Origin of the sequence: Methylocapsa palsarum (assembly GCF_900114285.1) — a bacterium.
In the GTDB taxonomy this organism is placed as follows: domain Bacteria; phylum Pseudomonadota; class Alphaproteobacteria; order Rhizobiales; family Beijerinckiaceae; genus Methylocapsa; species Methylocapsa palsarum.
In genome coordinates this window covers 50,968-67,198 of the sequence record NZ_FOSN01000012.1, presented here as the reverse complement: position 1 = coordinate 67,198, position 16,231 = coordinate 50,968, and the positions used below count along the sequence as shown (strand labels likewise).

Below are 16,231 nucleotides of genomic sequence, written 5' to 3'. Positions count from 1 at the left end.
CCGCGCGCTGGCGCGACGTAAAGTTGAAGGACTCGTCCCTCGGCGGGTGAGCGCCGGAAATGAGGTTCAAGCGTTGACCCCGAGCCGCTCGCCGCGATAGACGCCGGATCGGATACGCTCCCACCAGCCGCGGTTGGAGATATACCATTCGACGGTCCGGCGAAGGCCTGTCGCGAAGGTTTCCGTGGGAGCCCAGGCGAGTTCACGCATGATTTTTTCAGGATCAATCGCGTAACGCAGGTCGTGGCCAGGCCTGTCGGCGACAAAGCGCAACAAACCCTCGCGAGGCCCGATGACGCCGCTGGGCGCAAGCTCGTCGACGAGAGCGCAGATTTCCTGAACCACTTCGAGATTCGTCTTTTCGCAAAGGCCGCCAATGCAATAGCTTTGGCCGACTTCGCCTTGCGTCGCCACGGTCAAAAGCGCGCGAGCGTGATCTTCGACGTACAGCCAATCCCTGACGTTGGATCCCGTCCCGTAAACCGGGAGTTCGCGGCCTTCCAGCGCATTTATGATGGTCAGGGGTATGAGCTTTTCAGGAAAATGATAAGGCCCGTAATTGTTGGAGCAATTGCTGATGAGCGTCGGCAAATCGTAGGTATGTCGCCAGGCGTTGACGAGATGATCCGACGCGGCCTTGGTCGCGGAATAGGGAGAGTTCGGATTGTAGGCTGTGGTCTCCGAAAAAATCCCTTCCTCGCCGAGCGAGCCGAAGACCTCATCGGTCGAGATGTGATGAAACCGGAAAGCGTTTTTCTGTGCGGGGGTTCGGGTCCGCCAGAATCCGAGCGCCGCCTGAAGCAAAGTGAACGTTCCGACGACATTGGTCCGCACGAATTCGCCGGGCCCGTCGATCGAGCGATCGACATGGCTCTCCGCCGCAAGATGCATCACGATCTCGGGCTGGAAACTCTCGAAGACATCGCACATTTTTGCGGCGTCCGCGATGTCGGCCCGAACAAAAGAAAAACGTCGGTCATCGGCCACAGGCGCCAGGGAGTCGAGGTTTCCGGCATAGGTCAGTTTATCGACGACAAGGATCGAATGCGGCGTATGATTGATGATCTGCCGAGCGACAGCCGAACCTATGAACCCGGCTCCGCCAGTGACCAGTATCCGTCTGGCGGACGTCATCTGGACGCCTCCTCGAAAACGAACGGCGTCACAAAATCCTTGAAGAGCCCCAATTTGGCGTCTTTCTCGGACAGAACGACCGCGCTTTCGTCAACCGGCCAATCAATCTTGAGGTCCGGATCGCTCCAGATGAAACCGCTTTCGCATTCGGGAGCGTAGAAAGAATCGACCTTGTAGACAATTTCGGTCTCGGGCTCCAGCGTGCAGAAGCCATGCGCAAAGCCGCGCGGAATCAGGATCTGCTCTCCCTCCTTCGCGCTCAACGTCTCGGCGATCCATCGCCCAAAGGTCGGAGAACCACGACGGAGGTCGACGGCGACATCGAGAATGCTGCCGCGGGCGACCCTGACGAGTTTGGATTGCGCCGCCGGCGGCAGCTGAAAATGCAACCCGCGGATTGTTCCAGTTTCGATCGAAACCGATTGATTTTCCTGAATGAATCGGGTCTCAAATCCGGTCTTTGCGAAGGTTCGTTCACTGAAGAGTTCAACGAACGAGCCTCGGGAATCGAAAAAGCGGCGAGGTTTGAGGATCAAAACATCTGGCAAGCCGGTTTTGCTGATCTCCATGCCTGTCTCCGCCGCCCCCGGAAAAATTCTTGCGCTCTGCTTGGGCGCATTATCCTAAAGGGAGACGGGCATCTTTCCAATGGTGAAAAGCCGCCGCGATTGAACTGACAGCTGCGGAGCGGCATCCCCGCCCTTCCCCCACGATCAATCGGCGCAATCTCTGTGCGAGGCGTTAACCGCGCGATCGATCGAACCGCTGTCGTCACGCCCCACCAGGGACGGACCTCAGCCGAACGGGCGCGCCGGCATGAGGATCCGTGAGTTGCTCGGCCGCGTGATCGGCCTGCGACGCCAAGCGCGAAAGCTCGGTCTCGGCGTCCTGCGCCGTCATGGTCGAGAACATCAGTTGAAGCTCGGCGCCGGGGCGCGGAGAATAGCCGTGAATTCCGTCACGTCCGTAAAAGGCCTTGAACATGCGACGCGCGCTGTCGACAAAGAGCGGCCCGATCTCGATCACCTCGTCGATCCTGCCCGGCCTGATGATCGCGGGATCGAGCTTGTCGAGATGGTTTGTCGTCACGATGAATTTAAGGCCATCCGGCGTTTGCATGCCGTCCATGGAATTCAAGATCTCATGCAGAGGCGACCCGAACATGGCGAGCCCCTCAAATGGATTGCTCCCGTCGCGTTCCCTCGGTGAATCGCGGTTGAGGCCGTTCGCGATCGTGTCGATATCCTCGATCACGAACAGATCGTTTTTCGTTCCGGACATGAAGGCCTCGCCCAGTCCATGCAGCGATTTGATGTACTTGATGTCAAAGCCAAGATCGGATGCGAGCGCATGGATGAGGCTCGTCTTTCCGGTTCCGGGCTGACCGTGAAGGATGATTCCCAGCTTCCACGGAATGCCGCGGGCTGAATGCCATTCTTCGGCGCCGACAAACCACGTCAGGCGTCCGACGAGCCTGTCCTTGATCGCCTGATCGACGAAAACAGTGTCCAGCGCGCGCTTGCGCCTGCGGAGGCCGCCGTTGCAGCCGCCAGCATTGAACATCGAAATGTAGATCGAGTTCTTGTGTTCCTCAGGCTTGCTGTCCCTCATGAACCGTTCGACCAAGGTCCGGTCGCGACTAAGAAACGAAACCGTGATGGTTTCGAAATGCGTGACTTGCTGATTGGACTTCGTTTTCGAATAATTGAACAGAATTCCCTCATAAATTCCCCACCCGCCGCCGAACCCCGTCTTCAGGCGTCCGTCCTTGATCTCAAGCGATCTGCTGAAAAAGCGAAGCCTCCTGCCCTCTAAAAACGCGTCGACGTCCTGATATTCGTTGGACAGACTTTCGACAGTCACAATCGTCCACAAAGTCCGGTTGATAATGTCCAGTATCTTCTGCGGGACCGTTCGCAGGAGATACATCAAGGAGCCGAACGCCAGTGTGCCGACGCCGCCGACAAGAAGCTGGTTGGACGCCAGGGTGGAATATACGGTCTCGAGAAGCGTCATGACGCGTCCTTATTCCTACAATGTTCCTGCAATGGCCTCGGAATACACGGACCTGCGAAGTTCTCCGGCTTCGACCTGAACCATGGCCGCCGGCGGCCGAACCTCGATTATTCGGAAGCGCAGTCTACGCCAGCGAAACGAACCGGATTCTGGAGCGCAGATTAAATCGCGGCAACACCGGCCGAACCGCGGTCGGCGACCCGCCCACAGGTCCGCGGCTTCGAGGCCGCTCGCGAGGGTCGGAAAGCATTATTCGCCGTCCGGGAAACCCCGTCGCCCAGACCCAAAACGCCATAATTCCGCCCCAACCGGAGATCAATTTCATACGGTCGTTTTAAACGCTTGAAGGAGGCCTTGATGCGGGTTCCGATCTTTCTGACGATAGGCAATGAACTGCATGCCCTAACGCGAAAACTGGTCATGCAAATCTTCATTTCAAGCGTGTCGACGCTCTGCGTCATGGTCATTTTTTCGAGTTTCGACAAGCTCACGCCCGGCCACATCCCCGCGCAGACGCATCTGACCGCTGTTGACGCGAAATTCGTCGATGGGCAAGCGAGCGAGACCCTCGACGATTTCGTCGAGCGCGTCGCGCTGTCTCATGTCGCCGGATTGCGGACAACGTCAACCCTTGCGAGCGCCCAGCCAGAAAGCGCCGCCGCGAGCGAGCCCGCGACGGTGCCGCAGCTCCAGGCGAGTCCGCAAAAGCGCGAGCGGCCGCGCGCTGACAAGGCGCATGTCGCGGCGAACGCTCCGAAACCAGCTCACCCGGCGCAGGCGCTCCCCGTGGCGAGCGAGCCGGCGGCCGCTCCTGAACATACGGATATCGACTGGCTCGCGCCGCTGCATTACGGAAATCTCCTCATCTCCAAAGCCGGGGATATCGTCGCCGCTTCGGACGCGAGGATCATGGAAGGCATGGCGTCGGTCGGCGATGCCGTGGTCTCCTTCACGAAAAAAATGCATTAAGTGAAATCAACTGAAGCGACCCGCCAGGCTGTGCTTGATCATGCCGCCGACGTGATCGCCGAATCGGGTTACGCTGGCGCTTCGGTGCGCGAGATCACCGGCCGCGCGTCCGTAAACCAGGCGGCGATCAATTATCATTTCGGCGGCAAGGAGGGCCTCTACCGCGAGGTGCTTCGCCTGGCTGTCGCCGCGCTCAGCGACGCCTCCCTGCTGGACGAAGCAACGATCAACGGAGCGGCCCGCGAAGAAGCCGTGCGGCTTTTCATCCGCCAGCAGGTCGCGCCGCTCCTCAGACATGGTCAGGTCAGCCGGTATTTGCGGATTTTCGCCTGGGAGACGCTGGCGCCGACGCCCATCTACCTTGACTTTGTCGCGAGCGAAAAACTGCCGATTCTGGATCAGGCCGAACACATTGTGCGCCGATTTCTACCCGAGTCCGCCAGCCGCGAGGAAGTGATCATCGCGACCTTCTGGCTGACCCAGCAGGTCATCCCTTTCATCCGGCATTATGACAGTTTATCGCGGCCGCCGCTCAATTTGCGGCTGGATCATCATTTCACCGAACGACTCGTGACCGATCTGAGCCGCATGGCTATCGCCGGCCTCTCATCCCGATGCGAACCGGAGCGGCCTGACCGCCTCGCCACAAAACAAGCGCCGAATTAAGTCAAGACGCCGGGATGCAGTGTCTGGATTCATGACGTGTCTGGATTCACGACGCCTGACCGACCGCGACGCCACGGAGACTCCCAATGAACGCTTGTCCTTCCGACGCCTATGGCTCGCTTGAACGAACCTTCGCCCGCATCGCCTCCGTAAGGGACGCCATCGGGGTGCTCAACTGGGACACGGAAACGATTATGCCGGACGGCGCCGCCGACGGCAGGTCCGAACAGGTCTCGACCCTCGAGGGCGTGGCCCACAGGCTGCTCGTCGCGCCGCAGATCAGGGATCTTCTCGAAAGCGCCGAGGCGGCGCCGCGCCTTGATGACTGGCGGCAGGCGAACCTCCGGGAGATGCGCCGCGCCTATCTTCACGCGGCGGCGGTTCCAGACGACCTCGTGGAGGCGAATTCGAAAGCCGTATCGCAATCGGTCATGGCCTGGCGCCAAGCCCGCAAGACCAGCGATTTCCCGATGCTCCGGCCTTATCTGCAGGAAGTGCTCGACCGGCAGCGCGAGATTGGCGCGATCAAAGGCGAAGCGCTGGGCCTGTCGGCTTACGACGCTCTCCTTGACGGTTATGATCCGGGCATGCGCGAAGCCCGGATTGATGAACTTTTCAGCGATCTGCGCGCCCGTCTGCCGAGCCTGATCGACGAAAGCCGGGCGCTCCAGGCGAGCCTGCCGCAGCTTCATGATTTTCCGGGCCCCTTCCCGATCGAGATTCAGCGACGTCTTGGCGAAAAGCTGATGGCCGCCGTCGGGTTCGATTTCGAGCGGGGGCGCCTCGACGTCAGCCTGCACCCTTTCTGCGGCGGCGCGACTGACGATGTCCGGATCACAAGCCGCTATCGCGAGCAGGATTTCATCAGCGGACTCATGGGCGTCCTGCATGAGACGGGTCACGCCCTTTATGAGCAGGGCCGGCCGAAAGGCTGGAGCCGTCAGCCCGTCGGGTCCGCCCGGGGCATGACCCTGCACGAGAGCCAATCCCTGCTGATCGAGATGCAGGCGTGCCGCTCGCGCGAATTCGTGGAATTTCTGACGCCTCTGCTCAGGGACGCGTTTCGGGCGGAAGGACCGGCCTGGAGCGCCGGGAACCTCTACCGGCATCTGACCCGTGTGAGGCCGGGCTTCATCCGGGTCGACGCCGACGAAGTCACCTATCCCGCCCACATCCTTTTGCGCTACGGCCTCGAAAAGGCGATGATCGCGGGCGATCTGGCGCTGAACGACCTTCCGACGGCCTTCAACGACGGCATGAAGGCTCTGCTTGGTCTCGACGTGCCGAACGACGCTTTGGGCTGTCTCCAGGATATTCATTGGCCGGGCGGAAGCTGGGGCTATTTTCCGACCTACACCCTTGGCGCCATGGCGGCGGCGCAGCTGTTCAAGGCGGCGCGGCGCGCCGACCCCGGCGTCATCCCCGGGATCGGGCGCGGCGACTTTTCCCCGCTCAGAACCTGGCTGCGCGCCCACGTCCACTCGAGAGGAAGCCTCGCCAACACGGACGACCTCCTGCAATCGGCGACGGGGCGTCCGCTAGAGGCCGAAACGTTTGAAAATCATATCCGCCAACGCTACCTCTCCAGCGCCGAATGAAACCCGGAGACAGGAACGAACGCGCTTTGCCGCTGGCCGGGACCCATTCCAGCGTCTAACATGCCGAAGGATTCATATCTGCCGGATTCGCGTCTCCAGCGCTGCCGGCGGCGAACGGCAAAAAGCCGATGAGGCGCCCCTGCTTCGCCCTGCTCGCCGCGGCGGCGGAGTTTTTGCGGGAAAGGTTCGAGATTCTCCGATGCGCGCCATTCTCGCTCATTGCGGCTCCTTTCCGCTGCAAAACCTCCCCGCCGGAACCGTCCTCCTGGAAGAAGGGAAGATCACCGGACGGGTCTATGTGCTCACGGAAGGCCAGATCGAAATTCTCCGCAATGACGCGCAGGTCACGGTGCTCGATGAACCGGGCTCGCTCATCGGCGAAATGTCGGTGCTTCTCGGCGCGCCTCATACAGCCACGGCCCGCGCGCTCGGAGATGTGAAGGTTCACGCGATTCCGGACGCCCGGGCTTTTTTCAGCGCCAAACCCGAAATGGCCTGGCTCGTGGCGCGCCTCCTCGCCAACCGTCTCAACGCCGCGACGACCTATCTCGTCGATCTGAAACGCCAATTCGCGGGTTCCGGCGATCATCTGGAGATGGTGGGCGAGGTTCTGGAAACGCTGATGCACCAGCAGGACAAGGATTTCCGTCCCGGATCGGATCGCGATCCTGGCTGCCCCTGAAACATCGCTTCGTTACGAAGCGATGTCCGCACTCCTGTCCAGAGGGGACGGGGCAGCACCCGCCTCAAGCCATTCGGGGAATGCGGCCGCGGGCGAAATCGGACGCAGCAACGGCGCATCGAGCCGCACGGTCTGCATGCCCATGGCGGAGATCCAGACCGCTTCCCCGACGCGGGTTTCAAGCGCGATATAGGCCGGAGGCGCGCCGAACTGGTGGCCGGCGTTGAAGATCCAGGTCACGCCGATCCTGTCGACCCAGGATCCCCCTTTCACAAAGGGCGATTGGTGGATATGGCCGCAGACGACAATATCCGGCTGGTATTGACTGATCCATTGTTCGAGGTCCGCGTCGCCCAGAGTCCGCGCGCCGGACCAGCTCGTCGGCGAGTTGCGCGGTGGCGCATGGTGGATCCAGACCCAGCGCAAGCCCTGACGGCGCATCGCGTCCGCTGCGATCTGCGCGATCAGACGTTCGCGGACCATCGGCCCGTCCCACCAAGGGCAAATCGTGAACAGGGCGTCTTCGATGATCGGACTGTCGCCGTCGCCCGCGATTTCCAGCGCCCTCACATCCTCCATCCAGCGGGCGACCTTCTCACCGCTCGCGTCGCGGCTGTCGAGATCGTGATTGCCGGAACACACGAAGAGCCGGGTCACACTGGCGACGCGTTGCAGGTATTTGCGCACCACGAGCGTTTGCGCCCGGAAGTCGACGATCGAACTGACATCCAGCGCGTCGCCCGCGAGGACGACGAGGTCATACCCGGGGGCCGATCGCAGCAGCCAGTCGAATTGGGGCAGCGAATAATGCAGGTCGGCGACAAACAGACACCGCATTATTCCCTCCCGATCAGAACGTCGCGAATTGCACTCCAAGGCCAGACATTTGAAACAAGCAAAGGCCTCCCACAGCGCCTTTCCCCATTCACATTGAACCCGGACCAGATGAATTCGCGGGGCCGGCAAGGGAAATCGGGCGCTGAATTCATCGTGTTTCAGCCCGCCGCGGTCACTGTCCGGCTCCATGCAGGCGCCATTTGGCCAAGGACTCGAACGATGGCCGGATGCCTACCACTGCTCGCAATATAGCGGCCGATCGGCGGATAGGCTTCGAGCAACGCCGGCTTGCCATAGGCGGCGGTGATTTTCGGCAGCATGAACAACGCGGGCGTCAGCGCGCAATCCGCGAGAGTCAGCGAAGGGCCCACGGCGAAATTGTCCTCGCCGACATAGATCTGCAACGACGACAACCCACGCACGAGGCGCGTCAGCCAGATCGCCGCGCTCGCATCGCGGTTTGAGGGATCGGCCTGCCGGAAAAGCTCGACCAGCGGCGTCATGATGTGGAGTTCGCCGATGCGTTGAAGCAGGCGGACGAGAGCCTTGGCTTCCGGGCCCGCCGGCCGCAATGGCGGATCGGGAAATTTATCTTCAAGATATTCGAGGATCGCCGCCGATTCAGGCAACGGCGTTCCGTCTTCAAGGATCAGGCATGGGATCGTCCCGACCGCGTTGATCGCGTGAAATTGCGCAGACAGCAAGCCTCCCGGCGGCGGCTCGATCTCGATGTTCAAACCTTTCGCATAGATCGCGATTCGCACCGGCGCGGAGAACGGAGAGCTATCTTCCGAATAAAGCTTCATCGCAGCTCCGGAGCCTCCCCGGCCCGGTCGTCGTTCTCGGGATCGCGCGCCGGCCTTGCGCCGGCCGCCCAGGTTCCTTCGGGACTTACTTGGCGCGGGCCTTCAGCACTGACCATTCGCCATTGGCGCTCTTGACGAGCCGCCGCTTTTTCAACCCTTGAAGCGAAAAAGACACTGTCCGGTTGGTGATGTCGCGACCGGACGCCTTGAGCTCCTCCGCGATCCGCGCCGCCGGGAGGGCGCCGTGGAGGCCAAGAACGTCGGTAATCGCCGAAGCGATGCTCTGGCGCGCTTCCGGCTGTCCCGTCGGCGCTGAACTGGCCCTCACGGCCTTTCTTCCCGGCGCTGATCTTGCCTTCGACGTCGCCTTTGGCGGACGTCCCAGGACGGGCTTCGCCGCTCGCGCCGGTCCCTGGTCGAGGGCAAGGAGTTCACGCTCGGCGATGCGAAGATTCGCGGCCTGGGCAGTCAGTTCAGCAATCTTCGCACGGATACGTTCAAGTGATGTGTTCATGACGCCTTTGCTTGCAATAAGAGGATATGGAAGCCAATAAGGGAACGATGAAAGCGTTTTCTTTCCAATAGAATTTTAAGAACGCTTTTGGTTTCTCTACTGCTTGGGTTGCAGCCGCGGCAAGAGATCGCCTTTGCTGTTAACCCGGGGGCGTTGTTAGTGGCATACTTTGATTGGAGAATCCAGAGAGCGCTTCGCCGTTTGTTATCGCAGGCGCAAACTCAACCTGACGCGGAGCAACCGAGATCCTCGCCCAAGGCTCTACCGGCGCATAGTCTCTTTCAGCGCCCCTCTCGCCCTACTTGCGGCGCGAATTCTCAACGGATTCTGCTCGCGGCGCTGCTACATATTGGCGAATGAAATCGTCGGAGATAAGGCTCCGAACGTCAGGACGCAGGGAGAGCGGCGGCGGCGCTTGAGATGCGTCTGGCGCGCTCAATCGGTTTTGCGTTGGGGGGATTGGCCGTCCGCGTCATCGCGCATTCTGAACCGCAGGACCGATCCAGGCGCGCAATTCCTCGCATAGGCCCGCCGGCGTCCCGTCCCGGTCAGGACGTAATGACCGCGGCTATCGTCCCACTGCATCAGGTGAGCCTGAATAGCTTTCTGACGAAGCACCATCACCATGGGATCGTGGACCGAAGCCGGCGCAATGTCGCCATGCGCGTCGACTTTTTTGAGCGCCTCGATCAGTCTATGTTCGTTTCGATCAATCATGCGCAATAGAAATGGCGCCAAGGCGACCTCTTGGCAAGACCTTGCCCCCAGCGCGCTGGCGCAGACTTGCCAAAGGCGCGCTGGCGCCGAAATGGATTCACTCCGGGCGGAGCGCCCCCGCGCGAAAGCCGCCGCGACGCTCAGGCTGCCGCCGCCGCTGATTCGCGGTCCAGCACGTCGGTCGTCTGGCGGGCGATCATCGCTTCCTCGTTGGTGGGAATGACGAACACCCTCACCCGCGAGCGCTCCGACGAAATGACCTGCCTGCTTTCCAGATTGGCGCTGCGGTCGAGCTCGACGCCGATCCACTCCATCCCTTCCAGAACGCCTTCCCGCACCCGCCAGGCATGCTCCCCGATCCCGCCGCAGAACACCACCGCGTCGATCCCTTCCAGCACCGCGGCGAGCCCGCCCAGTTCGCGCCGGATGCGGAACACGAAATACTCGATCGCCTGACGCGCCTCTGTCGTGTCCGACGCCTCCAGCACGCGCATGTCATGCGACAGGCCCGAAAGGCCCTTCAGCCCGGATTCACGATAGAGCAGATCCGCGATGGCTTCGGCGCTCAGTTTTTTTTCCTGCATGAGATAAAGCACGACGCCGGGATCCAGCTGGCCACAACGGGTGCCCATCGGCAGCCCGTCCAGCGCCGTGAACCCCATCGAGCTCCCGATGGAATGGCCGTCGCGAATAGCGCACATCGAGGCTCCATTGCCGAGGTGAGCGACGACGACCCGCCCGGCCGCATAAAGCGGCGCAATCGTCCGCAGCTTCTCGATGACGTATTGATAGGAAAGGCCATGGAAGCCGTAGCGGCGCACGCCCTCGTCATAGAACTTCCGGGGCAGCGCGAACACATCGTTGACGAAAGGGTGGGCGCGATGGAACGCGGTGTCGAAACACGCCACCTGCCGCACATGCGGCCAGGCTTCCCGCGCCGCCAGAATCCCGGCGATGTTATGAGGCTGATGCAACGGCGCGAGCGGGATCAAGGCTTCGAGTTCACGTAGAACCTCGTCGGTGACGAGGACGGGCGCATCGTAGCGAACCCCTCCATGGACAACGCGGTGCCCGGCGGCGACGACGTTGGCCGTGGGGAAAGCGCCGCTCCGCCACGCCAGGATACGGCGCAGCGCGTCGGTGTGAAAGGAGGCGTCCGCTACATCCCGCCACGCGTCCTCGTGGATCGTTGCCCCGGCGCCATTGCTTACCTTGAGGCGCCGCGTGTCCGCGAGCATCTCGACCAGGCCGATCGCGAGCGCCACGGGTTCACCGCCATTCAACTCGAAAAGAGCAAACTTGATCGAGGACGAGCCCGCGTTAAGGGTGACGACGTGACGGCTCATTCAGCGGCTTCTTTCAGAGTTTCAGGCGCGACCGCGCTGTTTCCGGCGGCGAGCCAATAAGCGTACAGCACGGCGAGCGCGCAGGAAAACAATCGCGAGCGCTCGTCAGGCCACGTCCCGTTCGGCGACGACGATCGGCATTTCCGGCACGTCGCCGATGATCAGCAGCTTTGCGCCGGTTTGGGCGATGATCTCATCGACGCTGACGCCGGGCGCGCGCTCGCGCAGGAGCAATCCCTCTTCGGTCGGCTCGATCACCGCCAGTTCCGTGACGATCAGGCTGACCCTGCGCGTCGAGGTCGCGGGCAGGCTAAGGCTCGCGACGATTTTCGCCTGACCTTTCGCGGCGTGCTGCATGGCGACGATGACGCGTTTGGCTCCGACGACGAGATCCATCGCGCCGCCCATACCCGGCACCAGTTTGCCCGGCACCATCCAGTTGGCGAGATGACCCGCCACGTCAACCTGAAGACCGCCGAGGACGGTCATGTCGAGATGGCCGCCCCGGATCAGCGCGAAGCTCACGCCGCTGTCGAAGCTCGCCGCGCCGGGAAGCGCCGAGATGAATCCGCCGCCGGCGTCCGTCAGATGCGGATCTTCCATTCCCGTCGGCGGCGGCGCGCCAAATCCGATAATGCCGTTCTCGCTTTGAAAGGCGACCGAAATTCCCTGAGGCACGTAGCGCGCGACGAGGGTCGGCAGCCCGATGCCGAGATTGACCAGCGTCCGGTCCCGCAATTCCAGCGCGACCCGGCGGGCGATGAGTTCCTTGGAATCCATCAGCGCGGCCTTTCGATAAGGTGATGCACGAGAATGCCCGGCGTGCGCACGCCGTCCGGCGGTATGACCCCCACCGGCACGATCTCGTCGGGTTCGGCGATCACGCAGGCGCCCGCAAACGCCATCAGGGGATTGAAATTCGTCGCGGTCAGCCGGTAGGTCAGATTGCAATTGTAGTCGGCTTCGTGCGCGCGCAGCAGTGCGAAATCGGCGAGCAGCGGCAGTTCCAGCAGATAGTCGCGGCCGTCGACCTCGATGAGCCTTTTGCCTTTTTCGACAACGGTGCCGACGCCCGTCGGGGTGAGGACGCCGCCAAGGCCGCTCCCGCCCGCCCTGATCCGCTCGGCCAGGGTGCCCTGTGGGATCAGTTCGACCGCGATTTCCCCGGCGATCATTTTTTTCTGGGTCACGGGATTGGTGCCGATGTGGGAGACTTTCGCCGCGGCGACGCATCCAGCGTCGATCAGCTTGCCGACGCCGACCCCCGGAAACGCGGTGTCGTTGCCGATGATCGTCAATCCTCGGGCCCCACGGGCGACGATCGCATCGAAGACGCGATCGGGCGAACCGACGCCCATGAAGCCGCCAAACATGACGCTTGCGCCGTCGGGAATCAGCGCCGCCGCTTCCGCGGCGGAAATAGCTCTCTGCATGCTCCGGCTCTTTCCTGCCTAAAATCGCCTGGGCCTAACCCATGATGTGCAGGCCTGCGTCGATGAAAACCGTATCGCCGGTCATGCCAGACGCTCCGCCGCCCACCAGAAAAGAATTGTGCATCGGGCGTCAGCCGTCGCAGGCGCGCAAGCGGTAGTCCCGGTTTTCACTTGGCGTTGACCTGCTTTGGCAGCATGCGATGCAACGCCCCGTCCCGGCGCACGCCGACATGCCAGGACGTCGCCAGAACATGCAAGGCGACGAGGGCGTAGAGCGCCCATTGGGTCGCCTCATGCATCTTTCCCGCCGCTTCGGCGAGCGGTTTATTCTCCGGCAGGAGCGGCAGGGTGAACAGGCCGAAAAAGCTCACGGCGTGATTGCTTGCGGCCGAGAAGACGTAGCCGCTGATCGGCATGACAAGGAGGACGAAATAAAGCAGGGCATGAGTCATCCGCGCCCCTCTGGCCTCCCATTTGGCGAGACGCCCCGGCAGCGGCGGCGCGGGACTGATGGCGCGCCACAACAGGCGGGCCGCCACGATGACGAAAATGGTGACCCCGAGCGATTTATGGATCATGAAGGCGAAGCCGCGCTCGGGATTGTCCTTCGCCATTTCGGTCATCACCCAGGCGACCGGAAGAATCGCGAAGATCAACAGCGCGGTGAGCCAGTGCAGGGCTTGCGCAAAGCCGCTGTAGGTCTCGGCCTCGTCCCTGGGGGACGCACGGTTGAAGTGCTCGGACATTGCGGCTGCGCTCCTGTCTCAACGAAAAGCTTCGAAGGATCCGACGAACGCTCGCCGAAGTTCACGGCGATCCTGTGGCCTTCCCGATCCGAATCCCGTTCAATCCATCCGGAAATGCTTCGACAGTTTCAACCCCTGACCCTGATAGTTCGAGCCCTCCCCTTCGCCATAGAGCGATTGCGGCGGCTCGGACATTTTCTCGTAGACGAGACGGCCGATGACCTGGCCATCCTCGATAAAGAATGGCACTTCGTATCCGCGCACTTCGAGGACGGCGCGGGCGCTCGGCTGGCCATTGCGGCCGGCGCCGAAACCGGGGTCGAAAAATCCGGCGTAATGGACGCGGAACTCGCCCATGGCGGGGTCGATCGGGACCATTTCGGCGGCGAGATCGGGCGGAATCTGGAGCCGCTCCTTTGAAGCGAGAATATAGAATTCGTCCGGGTCGATGATCAGCCTGCGGTCGGGGCGCGCCCGGATCGGATCCCAATATTCATCCCAGCGATACTCCGCGACCCGATCCACGTCGAGAATGTCGGCGTGTTTTTGCGCCCTGAAACCGATGATGCCGTCCATCGGCTCGGCGCTGAGGCCGACATGGACCGGCAGCCCGTCGCAAAGCTCCTGCCGCGTCAATTCGCGATCCACAAGCGGCGTCTCGCTGTGGCGCCGGAACAGTTCTTTTTCGTCGGCGCCAAAATGGGTCCGTTCGAACTGCTGCGAATTCAGGCGCCGGAACCGGATCTGGTTGAGCCGCGCGCCTTTCCGCACCCTGACGCTGAAGCTGCGCGGAGAGACCTCGGCGTACAGCGGGCCCTCATAGCCCCGGGCGACCCTGTCGAACACCTGGCTATGATCGGTGATGAGGCGCGTGAACACATCGAGGCGACCGGTCGAGCTTTTGGGGTTCGCGACCGCGGAGATGTCCTTCGGCAGCGCCAAATGTTCGATCAGCGGGATGATATAGACGCAGCCGCGTTCGAGCACTGCGCCCTTGCCTTCGAGGTCGATCGCATCGTCCATTCCGACGAGCGCTTGCAGCCGGTCCTCGACGCTGTTGCCGACGCCCGGCAGAAAGCTCGCTCTGATCCTGAACGCGCGCGGGCCAAGCCGCAGATCGAGACTCGCCGGCTGAACCTGATCCTCGGCGAGAGCCTCCCTGCCCAGGATCATTTTGCGGCGCACCATAAGCTCGATCTTTTCGCGCGGGAGCAGGCCGAAGTCCTTGCCGAAGTCGGCGGCCCCGAAAAGCGGCTGGTCGAGGCCGCTCTCGCGGTCCGGCTTGGCGAAAAGTGTCGGCATGGTGAAGCGCATCAGCCCCGCAAGTTCGATCGGCGTCTGGTCAAAGTGGATCGACCAGCAATATGATGAAAAAAGCCGTTTGTCGCTTGTGATCTCCGCAGGCGGCGGGTAATCAACCTGAAAGTCGCCCGAGGGCGCGGAGTACGACGATGAACGATTCCGGGCGCAAGCCCGACTTCAAGACCCTGCGCCCGGCGACGCGGCTCGTCCACGGCGGCACGCAGCGCTCTCAGTTCGGCGAAACGTCGGAGGCGATCTTCCTCACCCAGGGGTTCGTCTATCCGGACATGGAGACCGCCGAAGCGCGCTTCAAAGGCGACGAGCCGGGCTACGTCTATTCGCGCTACGCCAATCCCACCGTCACCATGTTCGAGGAACGATTGGCGCTGCTCGAGGGGGCCGAGGCCGCGCGCGCGACGGCAAGCGGCATGGCTGCGGTGACGACGGCGCTCATGGCCCAGCTCAAGGCTGGCGATCACGTGGTCGCGGCGCGCGCGCTGTTTGGGGCCTGCCTCTACGTCGTCGAGGATCTGCTGCCGCGTTTCGGCGTCGCCTCGACCCTTGTCGACGGCGCGGACCTCGCCCAGTGGCGGGCGGCGATGCGGCCCGAAACCAGGATCGCTTTTCTCGAGAGCCCGACCAATCCGCGCCTCGATGTCTACGATATCGCGGCCATCGCCGACATCGCCCACCAGAATGGGGCGCGGCTCGTCGTGGATAACGTGTTCGCGTCACCGATCCTGCAGAAGCCGATGGCGCTCGGCGCCGATTGCGTCGTCTATTCCGCGACCAAACATATCGACGGACAGGGACGTTGTCTTGGCGGCGCCATTCTTGGCTCCTCCGACCTGATCGAAAACGAGGTTCACGGGTTTCTGCGGCAGACCGGCCCGACCATGTCGCCGTTCAACGCCTGGGTGCTGCTGAAATCGCTTGAAACCCTCCCCCTTCGGGTCAACCAGCAGATGAGCAACGCCGCCCGCGTCGCCGACTTCCTGGCCGACCATCGGCAGATTCGCCAGGTGATCTATCCGGGGCGGCCGGATCATCCCCAGGCGGACATCGTCCAGCGGCAGATGCTCGGCGGCGGGACGCTGGTCGCCCTTGAGCTTTCCGGCGGCAAGGCGGCGGCCTTCGCTTTCGCCAATCGCCTCGCGATCATCAAGATTTCGAACAATCTTGGCGACGCCAAGAGCCTCATCACCCATCCCGCGACGACGACGCATCAGCGCCTGACGCCGGAAGCAAGGGCCGTGCTCGGGGTGAACGACGGGCTTCTTCGGCTTTCCGTCGGACTTGAGGACGCCGATGACCTGATCGAGGATCTGGCGTTCGCTCTCGACAGCCTCGACCAGCAGGGACTGGCCGCGGAATAGGCGATTGTCCGGACCTCCCAGGATCCAAGGCTCCCAGAATCCGGGCTTTCCAGGATGAAGCTAAACATTTTTCTCTGCGCGCGCCTGTG

17 protein-coding genes are annotated in these 16,231 nt (G+C 62.3%); 5 read left to right on the top strand and 12 right to left on the bottom strand.

Annotated elements, in window-relative coordinates:
* Window positions 1–66 precede the first annotated feature (66 nt).
* From rfbB to BM177_RS13595, 3 genes are all read right to left on the bottom strand, one after another.
* Window positions 67–1,134 carry a dTDP-glucose 4,6-dehydratase gene (gene rfbB / locus BM177_RS13605; RefSeq protein WP_091684487.1) on the bottom strand — a complete coding sequence of 356 codons (1,068 nt, stop codon included), beginning with the start codon at window positions 1,132–1,134 and terminating at the stop codon, window positions 67–69.
* The gene (gene rfbC, locus BM177_RS13600) at window positions 1,131–1,703 is read right to left on the bottom strand and encodes a dTDP-4-dehydrorhamnose 3,5-epimerase (protein ID WP_091684484.1); all 573 of its coding nucleotides are present in this window, start codon (window positions 1,701–1,703) and stop codon (window positions 1,131–1,133) included. The genes rfbB and rfbC overlap by 4 nt, the downstream gene beginning before the upstream one ends.
* 202 nt (window positions 1,704–1,905) lie before the next feature.
* The gene (locus BM177_RS13595; protein ID WP_091684482.1) at window positions 1,906–3,150 is read right to left on the bottom strand and encodes an AAA family ATPase; all 1,245 of its coding nucleotides are present in this window, start codon (window positions 3,148–3,150) and stop codon (window positions 1,906–1,908) included.
* 357 nt (window positions 3,151–3,507) lie between these two features.
* Between BM177_RS13595 and BM177_RS13590 the strand changes: the two genes are divergently transcribed.
* The 4 genes from BM177_RS13590 to BM177_RS13575 all read left to right on the top strand — a co-directional run bounded on the left by BM177_RS13590 (window position 3,508) and on the right by BM177_RS13575 (window position 7,065).
* Window positions 3,508–4,119, top strand: a complete 612-nt coding sequence (locus BM177_RS13590; RefSeq protein WP_139223627.1) for a hypothetical protein — start codon at window positions 3,508–3,510, stop codon at window positions 4,117–4,119.
* Entirely contained in the window at window positions 4,120–4,785 is a 666-nt protein-coding gene (locus BM177_RS13585; protein ID WP_091684478.1) for a TetR/AcrR family transcriptional regulator, read from the top strand. It abuts the gene before it with no gap.
* Window positions 4,786–4,871: 86 nt separating this feature from the next.
* Window positions 4,872–6,383, top strand: coding sequence for a carboxypeptidase M32 (locus tag BM177_RS13580; RefSeq protein ID WP_091684476.1), 1,512 nt, complete (start codon window positions 4,872–4,874; stop codon window positions 6,381–6,383).
* Between the two features lie 199 nt (window positions 6,384–6,582).
* Entirely contained in the window at window positions 6,583–7,065 is a 483-nt protein-coding gene (locus BM177_RS13575; RefSeq protein WP_091684474.1) for a Crp/Fnr family transcriptional regulator, read from the top strand.
* Window positions 7,066–7,077: 12 nt separating this feature from the next.
* Here the strand turns inward: BM177_RS13575 and BM177_RS13570 are convergent, their stop codons facing one another.
* The 9 genes from BM177_RS13570 to BM177_RS13530 form a co-directional block, all read right to left on the bottom strand.
* Window positions 7,078–7,902 carry a metallophosphoesterase family protein gene (locus BM177_RS13570; protein WP_091684472.1) on the bottom strand — a complete coding sequence of 275 codons (825 nt, stop codon included), beginning with the start codon at window positions 7,900–7,902 and terminating at the stop codon, window positions 7,078–7,080.
* Window positions 7,903–8,060: 158 nt separating this feature from the next.
* Window positions 8,061–8,708, bottom strand: a complete 648-nt coding sequence (locus BM177_RS13565; RefSeq protein WP_091684469.1) for a glutathione S-transferase family protein — start codon at window positions 8,706–8,708, stop codon at window positions 8,061–8,063.
* 85 nt (window positions 8,709–8,793) lie between these two features.
* Window positions 8,794–9,222, bottom strand: coding sequence for a hypothetical protein (locus tag BM177_RS13560; protein WP_091684467.1), 429 nt, complete (start codon window positions 9,220–9,222; stop codon window positions 8,794–8,796).
* A 435-nt stretch (window positions 9,223–9,657) separates the two neighbouring features.
* Window positions 9,658–9,960 (bottom strand): hypothetical protein, encoded by a 303-nt coding sequence (locus tag BM177_RS13555; protein ID WP_244532322.1) that lies wholly within the window; start codon window positions 9,958–9,960, stop codon window positions 9,658–9,660.
* A gap of 119 nt (window positions 9,961–10,079) precedes the next feature.
* The gene (locus BM177_RS13550) at window positions 10,080–11,285 is read right to left on the bottom strand and encodes an acetate/propionate family kinase (protein WP_091684461.1); all 1,206 of its coding nucleotides are present in this window, start codon (window positions 11,283–11,285) and stop codon (window positions 10,080–10,082) included.
* A gap of 105 nt (window positions 11,286–11,390) precedes the next feature.
* A complete protein-coding gene (locus BM177_RS13545; RefSeq protein ID WP_091684458.1) occupies window positions 11,391–12,065 on the bottom strand; it encodes a 3-oxoacid CoA-transferase subunit B in 675 nt (224 codons plus the stop codon).
* Window positions 12,065–12,718, bottom strand: a complete 654-nt coding sequence (locus tag BM177_RS13540) for a 3-oxoacid CoA-transferase subunit A (RefSeq protein ID WP_091684456.1) — start codon at window positions 12,716–12,718, stop codon at window positions 12,065–12,067. The genes BM177_RS13545 and BM177_RS13540 overlap by 1 nt, the downstream gene beginning before the upstream one ends.
* A 167-nt stretch (window positions 12,719–12,885) precedes the next feature.
* Entirely contained in the window at window positions 12,886–13,464 is a 579-nt protein-coding gene (locus BM177_RS13535) for a cytochrome b (protein WP_091684454.1), read from the bottom strand.
* A gap of 99 nt (window positions 13,465–13,563) precedes the next feature.
* Entirely contained in the window at window positions 13,564–14,766 is a 1,203-nt protein-coding gene (locus BM177_RS13530; RefSeq protein WP_091684452.1) for a 2'-deoxycytidine 5'-triphosphate deaminase, read from the bottom strand.
* 149 nt (window positions 14,767–14,915) lie between these two features.
* On the opposite strand from BM177_RS13530, the gene BM177_RS13525 reads away from it, so the two are divergent.
* A complete protein-coding gene (locus tag BM177_RS13525; RefSeq protein ID WP_091684450.1) occupies window positions 14,916–16,142 on the top strand; it encodes an O-succinylhomoserine sulfhydrylase in 1,227 nt (408 codons plus the stop codon).
* Window positions 16,143–16,231: the final 89 nt, after the last annotated feature.